Genomic DNA, 15760 nt, shown 5'->3' with positions numbered 1-15760 from the left:
CTAGGCCGGGAGGGCGAGGGTGTGGTGGGTGTGCGAGACCTTCGCGGACAGGTAGGCGGCGTTCTCCTCGGTCAGGTGCACGCCGGTCGGCACGCGGCCGACGACCTGAACGCCGAGCGCGTCGAGCTGCAGCGCCTTGTCGGGGTTGTTGCTGAGCAACCGGATCCGGTCGGCTCCGAGCGCCCGCAGCATCTGCGCGGCGGCCGAGTAGTCGCGCTCGTCCTCACCGCGGCCGAGCGCGAGGTTCGCCTCGTAGGTGTCCAGGCCGGAGTCCTGCAACGCGTAGGCGTCGAGCTTGGCGTACAGGCCGATGCCGCGGCCCTCCTGGCGCAGGTACAGCAGGAAGCCGCCCTCCCCGGCGATGCGCTCGACCGCCTCGCGGAGCTGCGGACCGCAGTCGCAGCGCTGTGAGCCGAACACGTCACCGGTGAGGCACTCGCTGTGCGGCCGCACGAGCGGCACACCGCCGTCGAGCGCGGAACGCCACTCCCCCAGCGCCAGCGCGAGGTGTTCGCGGCCGTCCGCGAGTCCGGTGAAGGTGAAGACCTCCGCCGTCGTGGCGTACCAGTCCGGGAACTCAAGAGGCACGGTCACTCGCGTGCGCACCGTCGCCGGCCTCACCGCTGTGTCCATCCCAGGCCTCCGTCTTGTTGAAGTTTCACATATCACTCTGCATGCTTGATATTGAAGTTTCAACAAGAGACGGCGTGGGCTGCGTCACGCAAGATCACCTCAACTGGTTGTGCAGCCGACGCCGAACCTGGGCACTCTGGACGGGACATCAGGCGGACGCGGCGAGGGGACGGTCGGTGAGCAGCGCTGACGACGGAGAAGACCGGCCCGCGTTCACCGACGTGTTCGCGGAGAGCGAGGAGATAGGCCGCGACCTCGCCGCCGTGGACTGGTCCGCCACCCCGCTCGGCCCGCCCGCCGGCTGGCCGCAGAGCCTGCAGACCGCCGTGAGCATCCTGCTGTCATCGCGGTTCTCGATGTGGATGGCGTGGGGTCCGGACCTGACCTTCTTCTGCAACAACGCCTATCGGCTCAACACGCTCGCCCGGAAGTACCCGTGGGCGCTGGGCCGGCCCGCCGAGCAGGTGTGGGCGGAGATCTGGGACGACATCGGGCCCAGGGTCGACAGCGTGCTGACCACCGGGCAGGCGACCTGGGACGAGGCGCTGCGGCTGTTCGTCGACCGCTCCGGCTACCTGGAGGAGAGCTACCACACGTTCTCCTACAGCCCGCTGCGCGACGAGAGCGGCGCGGTGGCGGGCATGTTGTGCGTCGTCAGCGAGGAGACCGAACGCGTCATCGGCGAACGCCGGATGGCGACGCTGCGCGACCTCGGCTCCGACCCCAGCCTGGCGCGCGAGGAGCACGAGGTCCTCGCGCACGCCTGCGCCCAGCTCGACGGCAACCAGCAGGACCTGCCGTTCACCCTCACCTACCTCTTCGACGACGGCCACGCGCGGCTGGCCTGCGCCACCGGGACCATGGCCGGTCATCCCGCAGCCCCCGACGCCATCCCTCTCGCGGACGAGTCGATCTGGCCGGTCGCCGCGGCGCGGAGCGGCGAGTCCGTCGTGGTCGACCTCGACGGGGTCAGCGATCTTCCCGGCGGCGCCTGGGAAAAGCCTCCCACCAGCGCACTGGTGGTGCCGCTGCAACGACCCGGCGGCGTACCGCACGGCTTCCTGGTGGCGGGCCTGAACCGCCACCGCCTGCTCGACGAGGCCTACCGCGGTTTCGTCGAACTGGTCGCGGGCCACCTCGCCGCGGGCGTGGCGGGTGCCCGTGACTTCCGCGCCCAGCAACGACGTGCGGAGGAGCTGGCCGAGCTCGACCGCGCCAAGACCGCGTTCTTCTCCAACATCAGCCACGAGTTCCGCACGCCGCTGACCCTGATCATGGGCCCCGTGCAGGACCTCCGGGACCAGCTGGCCCAGGCAGACCCGAAAGCGGGCCAGGAGCTGGAGGTCATCCACCGCAACGGGTTGCGGCTCGGCAAGCTGGTCAACACCCTGCTCGACTTCTCCCGGCTCGAAGCGGGCCGCATGCAGGCGGTGTTCCAGCCGGTCGACCTCGCCGCGGCCACCGCCGAGCTCGCCAGCGTGTTCCGCTCGGCCGTCGAGAGGGCGGGGCTGGACTTCGAGATCGACTGCCCACCGCTGCCCGAACCGGTGCACGTCGACCTCGCCCTGTGGGAGAAGGTCGTGCTCAACCTGTTGAGCAACGCCCTCAAGTTCACCGTGGACGGTTCGGTGTGCGTGTCAGTCCGGGAGCGTGACGGCAAGGCGGTCGTCACGGTCGCCGACACCGGCGTCGGTGTGGCGCCGGAGGAGATCACCCGGCTGTTCGAACGCTTCCACCGCATCGAGCACACGTGGTCGCGGTCCAAGGAGGGCAGCGGCATCGGGCTCGCGCTGGTGCAGGAGCTCGTGGGCCTGCACGGCGGCACCATCCACGCCGAGAGCACCGTGGACGAGGGCACCACGTTCACCGTCGAGCTGCCGTTCGGCACCGACCACCTGCCCGCCGGAACGCTGTCGCAGGAGACCGGCCTCGCCGCGGTGTCCGACATCGCCACGCCCTACGTGCAGGAGGCACTGCGCTGGCTGCCGGACGCGAGTGCGGCCGCTGAGGACCTGCTGCCCGGCACCACCGCGGCCACCGCGCCGGAGGTCCCCGCCACGGTGCTGGTGGCCGACGACAACGCGGACATGAGGGAGTACCTGACCCGGCTGATGATCAGGGCCGGCTACGACGTGCGCGCCGTGAACGACGGCGTGGCGGCGCTGGAGTCGGCCCGCACCCGGCCGCCGGACCTGGTGGTCAGCGACGTGATGATGCCGCGCATGGACGGCCTCTCGCTGGTCACCGCCCTGCGCGCCGACCAGCGCACGATGTCCGTCCCGGTGCTGCTGTTGTCCGCCCGCGCGGGTGAGGAGGCGTCAGGAGAGGGCCTGCGGGCGGGTGCGGACGACTACCTCGTCAAGCCGTTCGCGGCGGCCGACCTGCTGGCGCGGGTGCGCGCGAACGTCGACCTCGCGCGGTTGCGCGGGCAGCACGCCCGCTGGCGCGACGCGTTGATCGACTCGTTGCAGGAGGCGTTCTTCGTCTGCGACGACGACGGCGCCGTCGTGGAGGTGAACGCCGCGTTCACCGAGATCCTCGGCTACGGACCGGAAGGGCTGCCCTATCCCGTGCCGCACCCGTGGTGGCCCGACGAGCGGACCGATCCCGAGGCGCGCAGGCAGTTCGCCGAGGCGTTCGAGGCGCGCTCGGGCCGTGACCAGCGCGGCCGGACCCTCCCCGTCACCCACCGCGACGGCAGGCGGTTGTGGGTCAGCGCGCTCATGAACCCCGCGCGCGACCCCGACAGCGGCCGGACGATGACCGTCGGCACGTTCCGCGACGCGACCGCCGACCACCACGTCCGGCGGCGGGAGACCGCGCTGGCCGAGATGAGCATGCGGCTGTCCCGCGCGACCAGCGCCACCGACGCGCTGACCGGTGCGCTGGAACAGCTCGAAAGCCTGTGGCGGACGGAGCAGGTACTGGCGGTCGTCTTCGCCAGGGACGCGAAACCGCAGGTGACCGGCATGGATCTCGCCTGGTCCGACCTGCCCGCGCCGCAGCGCGAGAGGCTCTACGCGCTGACCGGGAACTCGGCGCTGATCCCGGTGTTCACCGAGGACGGCATCGTGGTCACCGTCGAACACCCCGACGGGCCGATGGTGCTCCTGCTGCGCCTCGACTCGCGCCACGAGTTCACGGAGCAGGACGAGCTGCTGCTGTCGTTGCTCGCGGGGCACCTGACGCAGGGTCTGACCCGCGCCCGCCAGATCGACCAGCAACGGGAGACCGCGCTGGCGCTGCAACGCGCGATCCTCGGCCCGTCGCACCTGCCCGGCGGGTTCGCCGTGCGGTACGAGCCGGCCGCGCGGCCGTTGGAGGTCGGCGGCGACTGGTACGACACGTTCGCCCTGCCCAACGGGCGCATCGGCATCGTCGTCGGGGACTGCGTCGGCCGCGGGCTCTCGGCCGCCGCCGTGATGGGACAGCTGCGCAGCGCGTGCCGTGCCCTGCTGTTGCAGGAGATCGGGCCGGCCCGCGCGCTCATGGCGCTCGACCACTTCGCCGCCGGTGTCCGCGGTGCCCTGTGCACCACCGTGTTCTGCGGTGTCCTCGACCCCGACACCGGGCACCTCGTCTACTCCAGCGCCGGGCACCCGCCCGCGATCCTCGCGCTGGTGGACGGCACGACCCAGCTGCTCGAAGGCGGCCGTTCCATCCCGCTCGCGGTCAAGCTAGGCGTGCAGCGCACGGAGGCCGAGTGCGTCCTGCCGCCGAGGTCCACGCTGCTCACCTACACCGACGGACTCGTCGAACGCCGCCGCAGCTCGTTGAACGAGGGCATCGACAAGGCAGCGCACGCCGTCCAGGAGGGCCGCGCCAACGGCCTGGAGGACCTCGCGGGCGCGATCATGGCGGCCCTCTCCCCGTCAGGAGGCTACGACGACGACGTGGCTCTGCTGCTGTACCGGCACCCCGCACCGCTGGAGGTGACGTTCCCCGCCGAACCCGGCGAGCTCCAGGGCGCCCGCGGCAAGCTGCGCTCCTGGTTGCGCCAGTGCGGGTTCTCCACCGGACACGCCCAGCGCGTCCTGGTCGCCGTCGGCGAGGCGTCCGCCAACGCCGTCGAGCACGCCTACCGGGACGCGACGCGCCAGGCGGTCCGGCTGCGGCTGGAGACCGTCGGCGGCAGCGACCTGCACGTGACCGTGATCGACACCGGCACGTGGAAGACACCGAACACCGAGCCGGACGCGCGTCGCGGCCGCGGTACGACGATCATGCGCACGATGATGGACGAAGTAGACGTAGTCCCCGACCCGACCGGTACGACCGTGACGATGCAGGTGAAGATTCCTCATGACGCCACTGACCCTGACCAAGACCACCGACCCGCAGGGCAGGCCCGTGCTCAAGGTCGCGGGTGAGATCGACCTCAGCAACACCGACGCCTTCGAGAAGGCCCTCGCGGACACCAAGGGAGCGCTCGTAGTGGACCTCTCCGAGGTGCACTACATCGACAGCGCCGGGATGAGCGTGCTGTTCACGCACGCGGAGCGGGTCGAGGTGATCGCGACGTCACTGCTCACGCCTCTGCTGGAGATGTCGGGACTCAGCTCCATGACCACGGTGCGCGGCGTCGGCGACTAGCCGAGTTCGGAGAGCGCGGCGACCGTGTGCGCGACGATCTTCTCCTGGGCTTCGGCCCTGGAGACGGTCGGCACGCCGTCCCCCGGCTGGTCGCCGTAGTCGCCGAAGAACGCGTGCACCGCACCTGGGACCAGTTCGAACCGCGTGTCCGGCGGCAGCAGCCTCTTCGAGTCGGCGACGTCCCGCGGTGTCGTGAAGCCGTCCCGTTCGCCGTGGATCGACCACGCGCTGAGCCCGCCGCGACCGGACAGGTCGTCGACCGGGTAGGACGCCCACAGCACCAGGCCGCGCACCTTCGGGTCCGCGAGGACGTCCCGTGCCGCGGCCACGCCTCCCAGGGAGTGCCCGCCGACCGCCCACACCGGCACCTCGGGGTGTTCGGCGCGCAGGGGTGCCGTGTCGCTGCTCAGCAGTGCGATGTTCAGCGGCTCCTTCACGACCACGACGAGAAACCCTTGTGCGGCAACGCGGCGCAGCAGCGGGACGTAGGCGCGGTGGTCCACCCGTGCACCGGGGTGGAACACGAGACCGGCGCGCACCGGGCCGTCCGGTCTGAGCACCGTCGCGTTGCCACTGTCCTGAGTGGACGCGAACGGCTGGAGGTACAGCAGTGGTGCGATCAGGACGACGGTGAGTGCTAGTGCGAGCCACGTTGGGACTCGCCGCCAAAACGCTGCCGTGACGGTGATGGCGGCGGTCGCGGCCAGCAGGAGCAGGTGGGCGGGGTGGCCTGCGGTCAGCGGGCCCCAGCCGAGGGCCAGGAGGGCGAGTGGGACGCCCGCGCCGGCTGCGGCCGCCAGTCGGCGCGGCCAGGTCATGGGCGGACCGGAGGCGAGACGTTCAGCATGCTGAGCATTATGCCGGTGGCCGATGTGGTCGGCACAACGGCGCCACCGGCCGTCGCACGAACGTCTCCGCCGTCAGACCCCGCGCCTCCGGGCGAAGCTCGCCGGCGTAGTGCCGTACCAGCGGCGGAACGCGTGGATGAAGCTGGCGGCCTCCGCGAACCCCAGCTCGACCGCCGCCTGCTCGACCGGCACTCCCCCGCCGAGGAGCACCGCGGCCCGTTCGGACCTGACCTCGTCGAGCAGCGCCTGGTAGCTGGTGCCGGACTCGCTCAGCCGCCGCCGCAGCGTGCGGGAGCTGAGGCCGAGTGCGCGGGCCACGACCGGCATCGTCTCCTCGAACCGCGCGGACCGCTCCAGCAGGCGGCGCACCTCGTCCGCGACGCCCGGCTTCCTGCGGCGGCGGGCGGCGATGTCCTGGCACTGCCGTTCGCACAACGCCGTCGCCTCCGGGCTGGCCAGCGGCAGCGCGCGTGCGAGCAGTGAAGCGTCCACAACGGACCTGTTGCGGGGTGCGGAGAACCTCGGCCGCACACCGAAGACCTCCTCGTGCGCCTGGACGTCGGCCGGGGCGAGGTGGGTTACGTCCACGGACAGGACGGGCACCTCGCCGGCGAGTTCGCGGATCACCGTGTGGATGGCGGCGAGGTCGCGTTCGACGAGGAACGGCACCACGTCGTCGGGCAGGGCGCCGGGGTCGAGGGAGAGAACCAGGAGGTCGCCGTCCAGTTCGGCGGTGGGCGCGGTGAAGGTGAAGCTGAGGTCCAGGTAGCGCAACGCGACGTCGATCGCGTCCTGCACGGTGGCGGCGCTGAGGAACGCGTGGCCGAGCACTCCGAACGTCGTGGCGTGGTAGTGGCGGCCGACGTCCACGCCCGCGTCCGGGAGGAGTGCCGCGAGGTTGCGCACGACGGCCAGTTCCTGGCGGGCGTTGATCTCGGCCGCCGGGTCGGACAGCTCGTCCGCGGTGAGGTCGCTGCCTTCGAGGAGTGCGTGGCGCGGCAGTCCGTGCTCGGTGCCGAAGCGCAGCAGCAGTGCCACGCTCGCGATGCCGCGGGGGAAGTCCCAGTGCCGGGTCGCCGGTTCGGCCAACGTCCTCATGGCCGCGATTGTCAATCGCGCGGCCGCTGTTGTCCTGGTGCGAACGGGTGGTTGTTCCTAGTTTCGACCTCGTGCCAGCAAACCCCGAAGTGGTCGTCATCGGTGCCGGGTTCGGCGGTCTCGGGGTCGCGTTGTCCCTGCGCAGAGCCGGGTTCGACCGCGTGACGGTGCTGGAGCGGGCCGACGGCGTCGGCGGGGTCTGGCGGGACAACACCTATCCAGGGGCCGCGTGCGACGTGCCGTCGTCGCTCTACTCGTACTCCTTCGCGCCGCACCACTCGTGGCCGCGCCGCTACTCCGCCCAGCCCGACATCCTCGCCTACCTCCAGCGGACGGCGGCGGAGATCCGGGACCGGATCAGGTTCGGTGCCGACGTCGTGGCCGCGTCCTTCGACGGCGGTCGGTGGCGGGTCGAACTGGCCGGCGGCGAGGTCATGGAGGCGGACGTGCTCGTGTCGGCGGTGGGGCAGCTCAACCGGCCGTCGATCCCGGTGCTGCCCGGCCTGGACCGGTTCCGCGGCCCGGTGTTCCACAGCGCTCAGTGGCGGCACGACGTCGACCTCGGCGACAAGAGGATCGCGGTGGTGGGCACGGGTGCGAGCGCGGTGCAGTTCGTGCCGCGGATCCAGCCGTTGGCCGAGCGACTCACGGTCTTTCAACGCTCCGCGCCGCACGTTCTGCCGAAGCCTGACGCGCGGCTGCGCGGTCGTGCGCACCCGTTGACCGCACGCGCGGCACGCGGTGGGGTGTGGCTCGCGGGTGAGGCGCTGACCGGGCTCCTCACCGCCGGACGGTTCTCGCGCGGCCTGGTCGCGGGCGTCGCCGCGGCCCACCGACGACTCCGGGTGCGCGACCGGGACCTGCGGGAACGACTGCGGCCGCGCGAGCACGCCGGGTGCAAGCGGGTGCTGTTCAGCAACGACTGGTACCCGGCGCTCACCGCCCCGAACGTCGACGTCGTGACCGAGCCGATCACCGAGATCACCGATCGGGGCGTGGTGGCCGGCGGTCGCGAGCACGCCGCCGACGTGCTGATCTGGGGCACCGGCTTCCAGGTCGCCGACTTCCGGCTCCCGATGACGGTCACCGGCGCGCACGGTCGTCAGCTCGCCGACGTGTGGGCCGGGCGGCCACGGGCGCACCTGGGCATGTCCGTGCCGGGCTTTCCCAGCTTCTTCCTGGTCTACGGCCCGAACACGAACCTCGGTGGCAACTCGATCGTCACGATGATCGAGGCGCAGTGCCGTTACGTCGTCGAGGCGGTGCGTCACCTCGACTCCGGAGCCGCCGCCTTCGAGGTGCGGCCCGAGGTCGCCGAGGCGTTCGACGCGGAGATGCGGGCACGGCTGGCGAACGGCGTGTGGAGCGGCTGCGGCTCGTGGTACCGCGCCGAGGACGGGTCCGTCACGACCAACTGGCCGGGCAGCACCAGGGAGTACCTGCGCAGGACCGCGCGCCTGCGGCTCGACGACCACGTGCCGGCGTGCACGGGCCTGACCTCGGAAGGGGTGTGAGACGTGGACTACGACGTGCTGGTCGTCGGCTCGGGGTTCGGCGGCGCGGTGACCGCCCTGCGGCTGACCGAGAAGGGCTACCGGGTGGGCGTGCTGGAGGCGGGCAGGCGGTTCGCCGACCACGAGCTCCCGCGCACGTCCTGGCACCTGCGCGACTACCTGTTCGCGCCCGTCATCGGCTGCACGGGCATCCAGCGGATCACGCCGTTGCGCGACGTGCTGGTCCTCAGCGGAGCCGGTGTCGGCGGAGGTTCCCTCGTGTACGCCAACACCCTGTACGAGCCGCCCGAGTCGTTCTTCCGCGATCCGCGCTGGGCGCACATCACCGACTGGCGGGCCGAGCTCGCGCCGCACTACGACCAGGCGAGCCGGATGCTCGGCGTCGTGGAGAACCCGGTGCGCACGGAGGCAGACCGGTTGCTGTGCGAGGTCTCCGCCGAGATGGGCGTCGAGGCGACCTTCCGCCCGACCCGAGTCGGTGTCCACTTCGGACGCGACGGCGAGGACCCGTTCTTCGGTGGCGCGGGACCCAAGCGCAACGGCTGCATCGCGTGCGGCGCCTGCATGACCGGGTGCCGCCACAACGCGAAGAACACACTCCCCAAGAACTACCTGCACCTCGCCGAACAGGCCGGTGCCGAGGTGTGGCCGCTGACCACGGTGACCGACGTGCAGCCGGGAAGCGCCGGCGGGTACGCCGTGCGCACTCGTCGGACCGGCGGCCGCGCGGAACGCGTCTTCACCAGCGCCCAGGTGGTGTTCGCCGCCGCGTCGCTCGGCACGCAGCGGTTGTTGCACCAGATCCGCGACGGCGGCGGGCTCCCCGGCCTGTCGCCGCGGCTCGGAGCGTTGTGCCGCACCAACTCCGAGGCCGTGGTCGCGGTGCGCACGACCGACGGGCGGACCGACCACTCGCGCGGGATCGCGATCACGTCGTCGATCCACCCGGACGCGGACACGCACGTCGAGGTCGTCCGGTACGGACGCGGCAGCAACCTCCTGGGCCTGCTCATGACCACGCTCGTCGACGGCGGTCCCGCAAGAACGCGGCGCGGCCTCGCCCAGCTGCGGGCCGAGTTCCGCACGGCGCTGCGGCTGCACACCCCGCGCCGGTGGTCGGAGGAGACGATCGCGTTGCTGGTCATGCAAAGCCTCGACAACTCGCTCACCACCCGGACCAGGCGCGGGCGCCTCACCACGACCCAGGGTGAGGGCGAGCCCAACCCGTCGTGGATCCCGGCCGGGCACGACGTGGCCCGGCGGATCGCGGCGCTGTCGGGAGGGGTGGCGCGGGGCGCGTGGACGGACCTGGCGGACGTCCCGCTGACCGGGCACCTCATCGGCGGGTGCGTGATCGGCGACTCCCCCGCCACCGGCGTGGTCGACCCGTACCACCGGGTGCACGGGCATCCCGGGCTGCACGTCGTGGACGGCTCCACGATCCCGGCCAACCTCGGGGTCAACCCGGCGCTGACGATCACGGCGCTGGCCGAGCGCGCGATGTCGTTGTGGCCTTGCAAGGGTGAGCCGGATCCGCGCCCGCCGCTCGGGTCGGGCTACCGGAGGGTGCGGGCGGTGGCGCCGCGCCGGCCCGCGGTGCCGGTGGACGCGCCCGGCGCGTTGCGGCAAGTGGAGGCGGAAGCTGAGGTGCCGCGGCACGAAGGGGAGGTGGCTGATGTGCCCTGATATCCCCCTCGACCCGTTGCGGCACGTGGAGGCGGAAGCGGCCGATGTGCCGCGGCACGCGGGCGAGGTAGCCGATATGCCCTGACGTGCCCCACGGACTGCCGAAACCGTTGCTTCACAAGGGAGATTCCGCCGATGCCCGCTGACTTCCCTCCTGCACCGTGGAACCTCTGCGGCCGAGGTTGGCTCACGGTGTGGACGGCACCACGCTCGGCGGTGCCCCTGCCGCCGCCGGGTGTGGTGCCGCTGACCCTGTTCGGCCGGGTCGTCGTGGTGTCCGCGTTCGTCGACTACACCCCGCCGGGCCTGCTCTCCTACCACGAGCTGATGGCGGCCGTGGTGGTGCGGCGCGGACTCCGGCCGGGGCTGACCATCACCGACATCTGGGTCGACGACGAGACGTCCCAACGGGGTGCGCGGGCGATGTGGGGAATCCCCAAGCAGTTGGCGGACTTCACGCTCACCGCCGCACCACCTCTCACCGCCGCACCGCCCCTCACCGCCACCGCAACGCCACTCACCGCCGCACCACCTATCACCGCTGACGCCCACGGCATCGCCGGCGCGCAAGAACGTCCGCTGAAAGCACCACGACTGCCGGCGTGGATCTCGACCTCGGTGTGGCAGATCCACGGAGACACCGCCCATCGCACGAAGCTGCGCACCACCGCCCGCGTCCGCCCGACCCGCTTGCGCTGGCGGATCGCCCCGGACAGCGCGCTCGGCTGGCTCGCGAACGCCCGGCCGCGCCTGCACCTCGCGGTCACGAACCTGCGCATGCGGTTCGGCGAGTCCTGACTTCGCGGCACCACCCGTGCCGCGGGATCCACCCATCTCACGAGGAGTGGTTCATGCGAGTAATCCTTGCCACGCTCGCCCTGGCGGCCTCCCTGCTAGCCGCCCCCGCCGCGTTAGCGGCGCCACCGGACTACGGCCTGCCCGGCACGTACCCGGTGGCGTACAGCGACGTCACGGCCGTCGCGGGCGGCAGGTCCGTGCCGGCCCGCGTCCACTACCCCGCCACGGCTGCCGGGACGAACCAGCCGGTGGCGGCCGGCCGGTTCCCCGCGATCGCCTTCGGGCACGGGTTCTTCCAGGCCACGTCGAAGTACACGAGCACCAGCAATCACCTGGCGTCGTGGGGTTTCGTCGTCGTGGTGCCGACCACGCAGGGCGGCCTAAGCCCCAACCACGGCACTTTCGCCGACGACCTCAACACCGGCCTGACCTGGCTCGTCGCCCAGGACACCACCGCGGGATCACGGTTCCGCGACCACGTCAGCACCGCCTCGCTCGGCGTCGCGGGGCACTCGATGGGCGGCGGCGCGGCGGTGCTCGCGGCCGCCCGCAACCCGAGGGTCACGGCGGTCTCCACCTACGCCGCCGCCGAGACGACACCGTCGGCCAAGGCAGCGGCGGCCACGCTCGCGGCACCGGCCCAGTTCCTGGCCGGGTCGCAGGACACGATCACCCCGGTCGCCGACCACCAGCGGCCGATGTTCGCCGCGAAGCCGCCGTCGAGGCAGCTGCGCACCATCACCGGCGGGTTCCACTGCGGGTTCATGGACTCGTCGGGTCTGTTCTGCGACAACGGTTCCATCACGCGCGCCGCCCAGCTCGTCGCGGCGAAGCGGGTCATGACGTCGTGGTTCCGCCACTACCTGAGTGGCGACCCGGCCGCGCGTGACTTCGTGTGGGGCCAGCCCGCCCGCACCGATGCGGCCGTCACGTTCGAGGGCACCGAGTAACGAGCCGAGGCGACTGTCTCCTGTGGACCGAGCAGGAGGCAGTCGCTACTTCTTGAGTCTGCGGCTCCCCGCGTGCCAGTCCTCGACCTCGCCGGTCTCCCGCGTCGTGACGCCGAACGACGGCAGCTGCGGCCGTTCGCGCAGGCTCCGCTTGAGTTCGGCGAATCCGGGGAACCGGGCGAGACCGACCACGTGGTCCCACAGCTCCGAGGCCTGTTCCTCGTCCGGCAACCGGCTGATCACCGGGCCGAAGAACGCGACGCCCTCCGGCGGTTCGAAGTGGATGATCGGCGTGCCGACGTCCTTGCCCGTCAACGACAACGCCTCGTCCGACTCGGCCTGGATCTCGGCGTCGCGCGCCACGTCGTCCAAAGCGTCGGTGAACGACACCGGAAGACCCGCCTCGGCCAGCGCGTCGGCGACCAGAGCGGGATCACCCTGCCAGCCGGGGATCCGCCCCTCGTCGGGACCGGTCTCGAAGATCCGCGCGCCGAGAGCGGCGTAGAGCGGGCCGACCGCCTCACGGCCGTGCGCCTCCCGCACCGCCGCCGCCACCCGCAACAACCGCAGACCGGCCGTGTGCTGGGCCTCGTACTCGGCCGGGAAGTGGCTGTCGTAGTCGAGGTGCGCGTTGATCTGGCGCAGCGAGATGAACCGCCAGTCGACGGTGTAGCCGCGTTGCGCCTGGACGAGCCTGACCCACTTGCTCGTCATCCACGCGAACGGGCAGATCGGGTCGAAGTAGAAGTTGATGTCGGTTCGTGCGGTCATGACCGTCCTTCCACGAGAGCTTTCGGGAACGCGTGGCCGCGAGCGAGGACCACGACCACGACGGTCGGGACCAGCAGCACGACGGCCGCGATCATCAGGGATCCGGAGCCGAACCCGGCGAGCAACGCGCCGCCGGCCAGGCCGCCCAGACCGATTCCGAGGTTCCAGGTCGTCACCATCGACGACTGGGCCACGTCCGCGTGCCTGCCCGCCGCCCTCATCAAAGCCGACTGCAGCAGGGTGGCCACACCTCCGAACGAGAGTCCCCAGGCAGCGACCGCGACGTAGTCGACGATGGGGCTGGAGGACGCGACGGCCAGCGTTGCGGCGGCCACGGCGAAGAGCGTGGTGCTGACGACGACCAGCGTGCGGTGGTGCCGGTCGATCAGCACGCCCGTGAGCCAGATGCTGACGATCGAGACGACGCCGAAGTCGAGGAGCACCCACTGGACCTGGTCCTGCAGCCCGGCGTCGGCGAGGATCGGCGCGATGTAGGTGTAGAGGATGGTGTGCGCGAGCACGAACGCGCCGGTCACCGCGAGCACTGTGCGGATGCCGCGCAACCTCAGGATGCGGCGCAACGGGATCCGGTCCTCCGCCTGCTGGCCGGGGAAGTTCGGCAGCCGCCACGCGGTCCAGCAGATCAGCAGCGCGGTCAGGGCCGTCACGAGGCCGAACGTGAGCTGCCACCCGACCGCCCTGCCGAGGTACGCCCCGACGGGCACGCCGAGGGACAGCGCCACGGGTGTCCCCGCCATCGCGAACGCCATCGCCCTGCCCTTCAGCCCAGGACCGACCAGGCGCGACGCGTAGCCGCCGAGAAGGCTCCACACGACTCCGGACGAGGCACCGGCGATGAACCGGGCGGCCATCGTGAGGGGGAAGCTCAACGAGAGAGCGGTCACGAGGTTGGCGATCACGAACCCCACGAGCGCCGTCAGCAGCAGGTGGCGGCGCGGCCAGGTGGAGGTGGCCAGGCTGACGGGGATCGCCGTCAGCAGCGTGCCGACGGCATAGATCGTGACCGTCTGACCGGCCACGGACTCCGAGACCTCCAGCGCCCTGCTCATCTGCGGCAGCACGCCCGCCGGCAACGCCTCGGTCAGCGTGGTGACCAGCCCGGCGGTGAAGAGCGCGATCAGGGGCGGGAGCGGCAGTCGTTCCGCGGACGTCCGCGGAGCGTTCAGTGTGGTGCTCACGACTTTCCTTCGAATGGTCAGAGCCGCAAGGAGGCTTTCGGCCTCACGGCGGACCTCCGCGATGGCGGCGGCTCGACTAGGCTCCAACCTTGACATCAGTGTGAAGGCAAACGGCGGTCGCGGGGTTGTGATGCGGATCAAAGAGCTGACCGAGCGGACCGGCGTCTCCGCCCGGCTGCTGCGCTACTACGAGGAACAGGGCCTCCTCAGCCCCCTGCGGCAGGAGAACGGCTACCGCGACTACGACGAGTCCTCGGTCGCACGGGTCGAGCAGATCCGCAGCCTGCTGGACGCGGGGCTGACCACGGAGATCATCAGGGCCGTGCTGCCCTGCATCGCCGAGGCGGCGATCTCGCAGTACCCCGCGCCGGACTTCGTGAGCAGGGTGCGGCTGGAACGCGGCCGCATGGCCGACCGCATCGCGGCCCTGTCGAAGAACCTCCATGCGATCGACGACTACCTGGCCGCCGTCGTCAAGGAGTGACGCCGTCCAGCAGGACGAACTCCGCGCGGCCCGACCGCACCCCGTTGACCTGGAGCTCGACCGCGTGCTCGCCGGGGTGGTAGAGGCGGGTGGTCAGCACCTTGAACGAGTGCTCGCGGCTGAGCTCGTAGGTCTCCCCCGGCTCCACAGTCCGGGTGGTCAGCTTGAACGTCTTGCCGGTGAGCGTGCCGTTGGCCTTGCGGTGGTGGACCACGTAGTCGATCACCAGCCGGGCGGGCTCGCGGTCGAGGTTGCGCACGGATCCCTTGAAGGACAACGTCTCCCCGATCGCCACGGTGCTGGCGGCGAGCAGCGGACCGACCACGTCGAGACGCGCCGAGGTGAAGCCCAGCAACGCCAGCGCGCCGGGATGTCCTTGTTTGACCAGGGTGCGCAGCCCGTGCCGGACGAGACGAGCGGTGTTGGCGTCGGGGGCGGCCATCCACCCGGTCGCGGTCGCGACGACCTGGTCCGGGTGCCGGCGGCTGATGTCGTTGAGGTGGTTGGCGACCGACCGCCGCACGTACTCGCTGTCGTCGCGGTAGAGCGCGTCGAGGATCGGCAGGGTCGCTTCGGGTGCGGTGAGAACTCCGGGCACGCGGATCGCCCAGGGCAGCAACGGCCGCGTGCCCTCGGAGGCGAGCCGGCGCACGTGCTCGTCCTCGGACCGGGTCCAGCCGAGGATCGTGCCCAGTGCCCGGCCGAGGTCCTCGTTGAGCAACGAACGCAGCGCGAACTCCGACGTCAGCCGCGGCGTGAGCTCCGCGAGCAGCGCGAGGGCGTCGTCGAACGCGTCGGTGCCGCCCTCGCTGATCGCCTTGGTGGCCACGGCGCTGGTGACGGGCCAGATCAGCCAGCCGGTGAACGACGGCGACTTCTCCGCGGCGGCCCGCACGGTCCGCGCGAACGACGCGTAGTCACCCGGCAGGTCGTCGAGCAGCGCGTCCCGCAGGAGGTCGCTGCGTTCCCGCAGTGCCAGCGGAGGCAGGACGGCCTCGGCGGCGCTGAGCCGCGGCAGACGCGCTCGGGGCTTCACGACCCGCAAGGAGGTGATGAGGGCGCGGACGGTCTGGACACCGATCAGTTCGTCGGCAAACGGCATGCCCGCGATGCTACCGAGCTTCGTCCATCGTGGACGGGTGGGAGACGCCGCACAGCTCGTTCTCCCACCCGTCCGCCGTCGCGC

Annotated in this window: 13 protein-coding genes; 7 read left to right on the top strand and 6 right to left on the bottom strand. The window is 71.5% G+C overall.

Going from position 1 to position 15760, the window contains the following annotated elements; genetic code table 11:
* Window positions 1-633 carry a GTP cyclohydrolase II gene (gene ribA / locus ACFWN2_RS13230; RefSeq protein ID WP_382427268.1) on the bottom strand — a complete coding sequence of 211 codons (633 nt, stop codon included), beginning with the start codon at window positions 631-633 and terminating at the stop codon, window positions 1-3.
* Window positions 634-809: 176 nt separating this feature from the next.
* On the opposite strand from ribA, the gene ACFWN2_RS13225 reads away from it, so the two are divergent.
* Together ACFWN2_RS13225 and ACFWN2_RS13220 are read left to right on the top strand one after the other, a co-directional pair.
* Window positions 810-5003, top strand: coding sequence for a SpoIIE family protein phosphatase (locus tag ACFWN2_RS13225; protein WP_382427267.1), 4194 nt, complete (start codon window positions 810-812; stop codon window positions 5001-5003).
* Window positions 4936-5226 carry an STAS domain-containing protein gene (locus ACFWN2_RS13220; protein ID WP_382427266.1) on the top strand — a complete coding sequence of 97 codons (291 nt, stop codon included), beginning with the start codon at window positions 4936-4938 and terminating at the stop codon, window positions 5224-5226. Before ACFWN2_RS13225 ends, ACFWN2_RS13220 begins: the two co-directional genes overlap by 68 nt.
* On the opposite strand, the gene ACFWN2_RS13215 is transcribed toward ACFWN2_RS13220, so the two are convergent.
* Window positions 5223-6044, bottom strand: coding sequence for an alpha/beta hydrolase (locus ACFWN2_RS13215; RefSeq protein WP_382427264.1), 822 nt, complete (start codon window positions 6042-6044; stop codon window positions 5223-5225). The two genes, ACFWN2_RS13220 and ACFWN2_RS13215, sit on opposite strands and share 4 nt — an antisense overlap.
* A gap of 102 nt (window positions 6045-6146) precedes the next feature.
* A complete protein-coding gene (locus tag ACFWN2_RS13210) occupies window positions 6147-7172 on the bottom strand; it encodes an AraC family transcriptional regulator (RefSeq protein ID WP_382427262.1) in 1026 nt (341 codons plus the stop codon).
* A gap of 71 nt (window positions 7173-7243) precedes the next feature.
* Between ACFWN2_RS13210 and ACFWN2_RS13205 the strand changes: the two genes are divergently transcribed.
* The 4 genes from ACFWN2_RS13205 to ACFWN2_RS13190 all read left to right on the top strand — a co-directional run bounded on the left by ACFWN2_RS13205 (window position 7244) and on the right by ACFWN2_RS13190 (window position 12120).
* A complete protein-coding gene (locus ACFWN2_RS13205) occupies window positions 7244-8686 on the top strand; it encodes a flavin-containing monooxygenase (RefSeq protein ID WP_382427260.1) in 1443 nt (480 codons plus the stop codon).
* Between the two features lie 3 nt (window positions 8687-8689).
* Window positions 8690-10372 (top strand): GMC oxidoreductase, encoded by a 1683-nt coding sequence (locus ACFWN2_RS13200; protein WP_382427259.1) that lies wholly within the window; start codon window positions 8690-8692, stop codon window positions 10370-10372.
* A 192-nt stretch (window positions 10373-10564) separates the two neighbouring features.
* Window positions 10565-11170 (top strand): acetoacetate decarboxylase family protein, encoded by a 606-nt coding sequence (locus ACFWN2_RS13195; protein ID WP_382427258.1) that lies wholly within the window; start codon window positions 10565-10567, stop codon window positions 11168-11170.
* A 53-nt stretch (window positions 11171-11223) separates the two neighbouring features.
* Complete coding sequence (locus ACFWN2_RS13190; RefSeq protein WP_382427257.1) at window positions 11224-12120, top strand: alpha/beta hydrolase family protein; 897 nt, start codon at window positions 11224-11226, stop codon at window positions 12118-12120.
* A gap of 45 nt (window positions 12121-12165) precedes the next feature.
* Here the strand turns inward: ACFWN2_RS13190 and ACFWN2_RS13185 are convergent, their stop codons facing one another.
* Window positions 12166-12891, bottom strand: a complete 726-nt coding sequence (locus tag ACFWN2_RS13185; protein ID WP_382427256.1) for a hypothetical protein — start codon at window positions 12889-12891, stop codon at window positions 12166-12168.
* On the bottom strand, window positions 12888-14090 hold the full coding sequence (locus ACFWN2_RS13180) for an MFS transporter (protein WP_382427255.1): 1203 nt from the start codon (window positions 14088-14090) through the stop codon (window positions 12888-12890). Before ACFWN2_RS13180 ends, ACFWN2_RS13185 begins: the two co-directional genes overlap by 4 nt.
* A 130-nt stretch (window positions 14091-14220) precedes the next feature.
* Here ACFWN2_RS13180 and ACFWN2_RS13175 point away from each other — a divergent pair, with 130 nt between their 5' ends.
* Window positions 14221-14574: a MerR family transcriptional regulator gene (locus ACFWN2_RS13175; protein WP_382427254.1), complete on the top strand. Its 354-nt coding sequence runs from the start codon at window positions 14221-14223 to the stop codon at window positions 14572-14574.
* Here ACFWN2_RS13175 and ACFWN2_RS13170 read toward each other — a convergent pair.
* The gene (locus tag ACFWN2_RS13170; protein ID WP_382427253.1) at window positions 14564-15676 is read right to left on the bottom strand and encodes a DNA alkylation repair protein; all 1113 of its coding nucleotides are present in this window, start codon (window positions 15674-15676) and stop codon (window positions 14564-14566) included. The genes ACFWN2_RS13175 and ACFWN2_RS13170 overlap by 11 nt on opposite strands.
* Between the last annotated feature and the right edge of the window lie 84 nt (window positions 15677-15760).

This window comes from Lentzea sp. NPDC058436, assembly GCF_042721515.1.
Taxonomy (GTDB): Bacteria; Actinomycetota; Actinomycetes; order Mycobacteriales; family Pseudonocardiaceae; genus Lentzea.
The sequence above is the reverse complement of the archived record's forward strand: the minus strand, read 5'-3'. Positions and strand labels throughout refer to the sequence as shown.

Coding starts and splice junctions, on each gene's coding strand:
- ACFWN2_RS13210 (WP_382427262.1), bottom strand. CDS start 7,172: ATGAGGACGTTGGCCGAACCGGCGACCCGGCACTGGGACTTCCCCCGC.
- ACFWN2_RS13170 (WP_382427253.1), bottom strand. CDS start 15,676: ATGCCGTTTGCCGACGAACTGATCGGTGTCCAGACCGTCCGCGCCCTC.
- ACFWN2_RS13220 (WP_382427266.1), top strand. CDS start 4,936: ATGACGCCACTGACCCTGACCAAGACCACCGACCCGCAGGGCAGGCCC.
- ACFWN2_RS13215 (WP_382427264.1), bottom strand. CDS start 6,044: ATGACCTGGCCGCGCCGACTGGCGGCCGCAGCCGGCGCGGGCGTCCCA.
- ACFWN2_RS13185 (WP_382427256.1), bottom strand. CDS start 12,891: ATGACCGCACGAACCGACATCAACTTCTACTTCGACCCGATCTGCCCG.
- ACFWN2_RS13175 (WP_382427254.1), top strand. CDS start 14,221: ATGCGGATCAAAGAGCTGACCGAGCGGACCGGCGTCTCCGCCCGGCTG.
- ACFWN2_RS13190 (WP_382427257.1), top strand. CDS start 11,224: ATGCGAGTAATCCTTGCCACGCTCGCCCTGGCGGCCTCCCTGCTAGCC.
- ribA (WP_382427268.1), bottom strand. CDS start 633: ATGGACACAGCGGTGAGGCCGGCGACGGTGCGCACGCGAGTGACCGTG.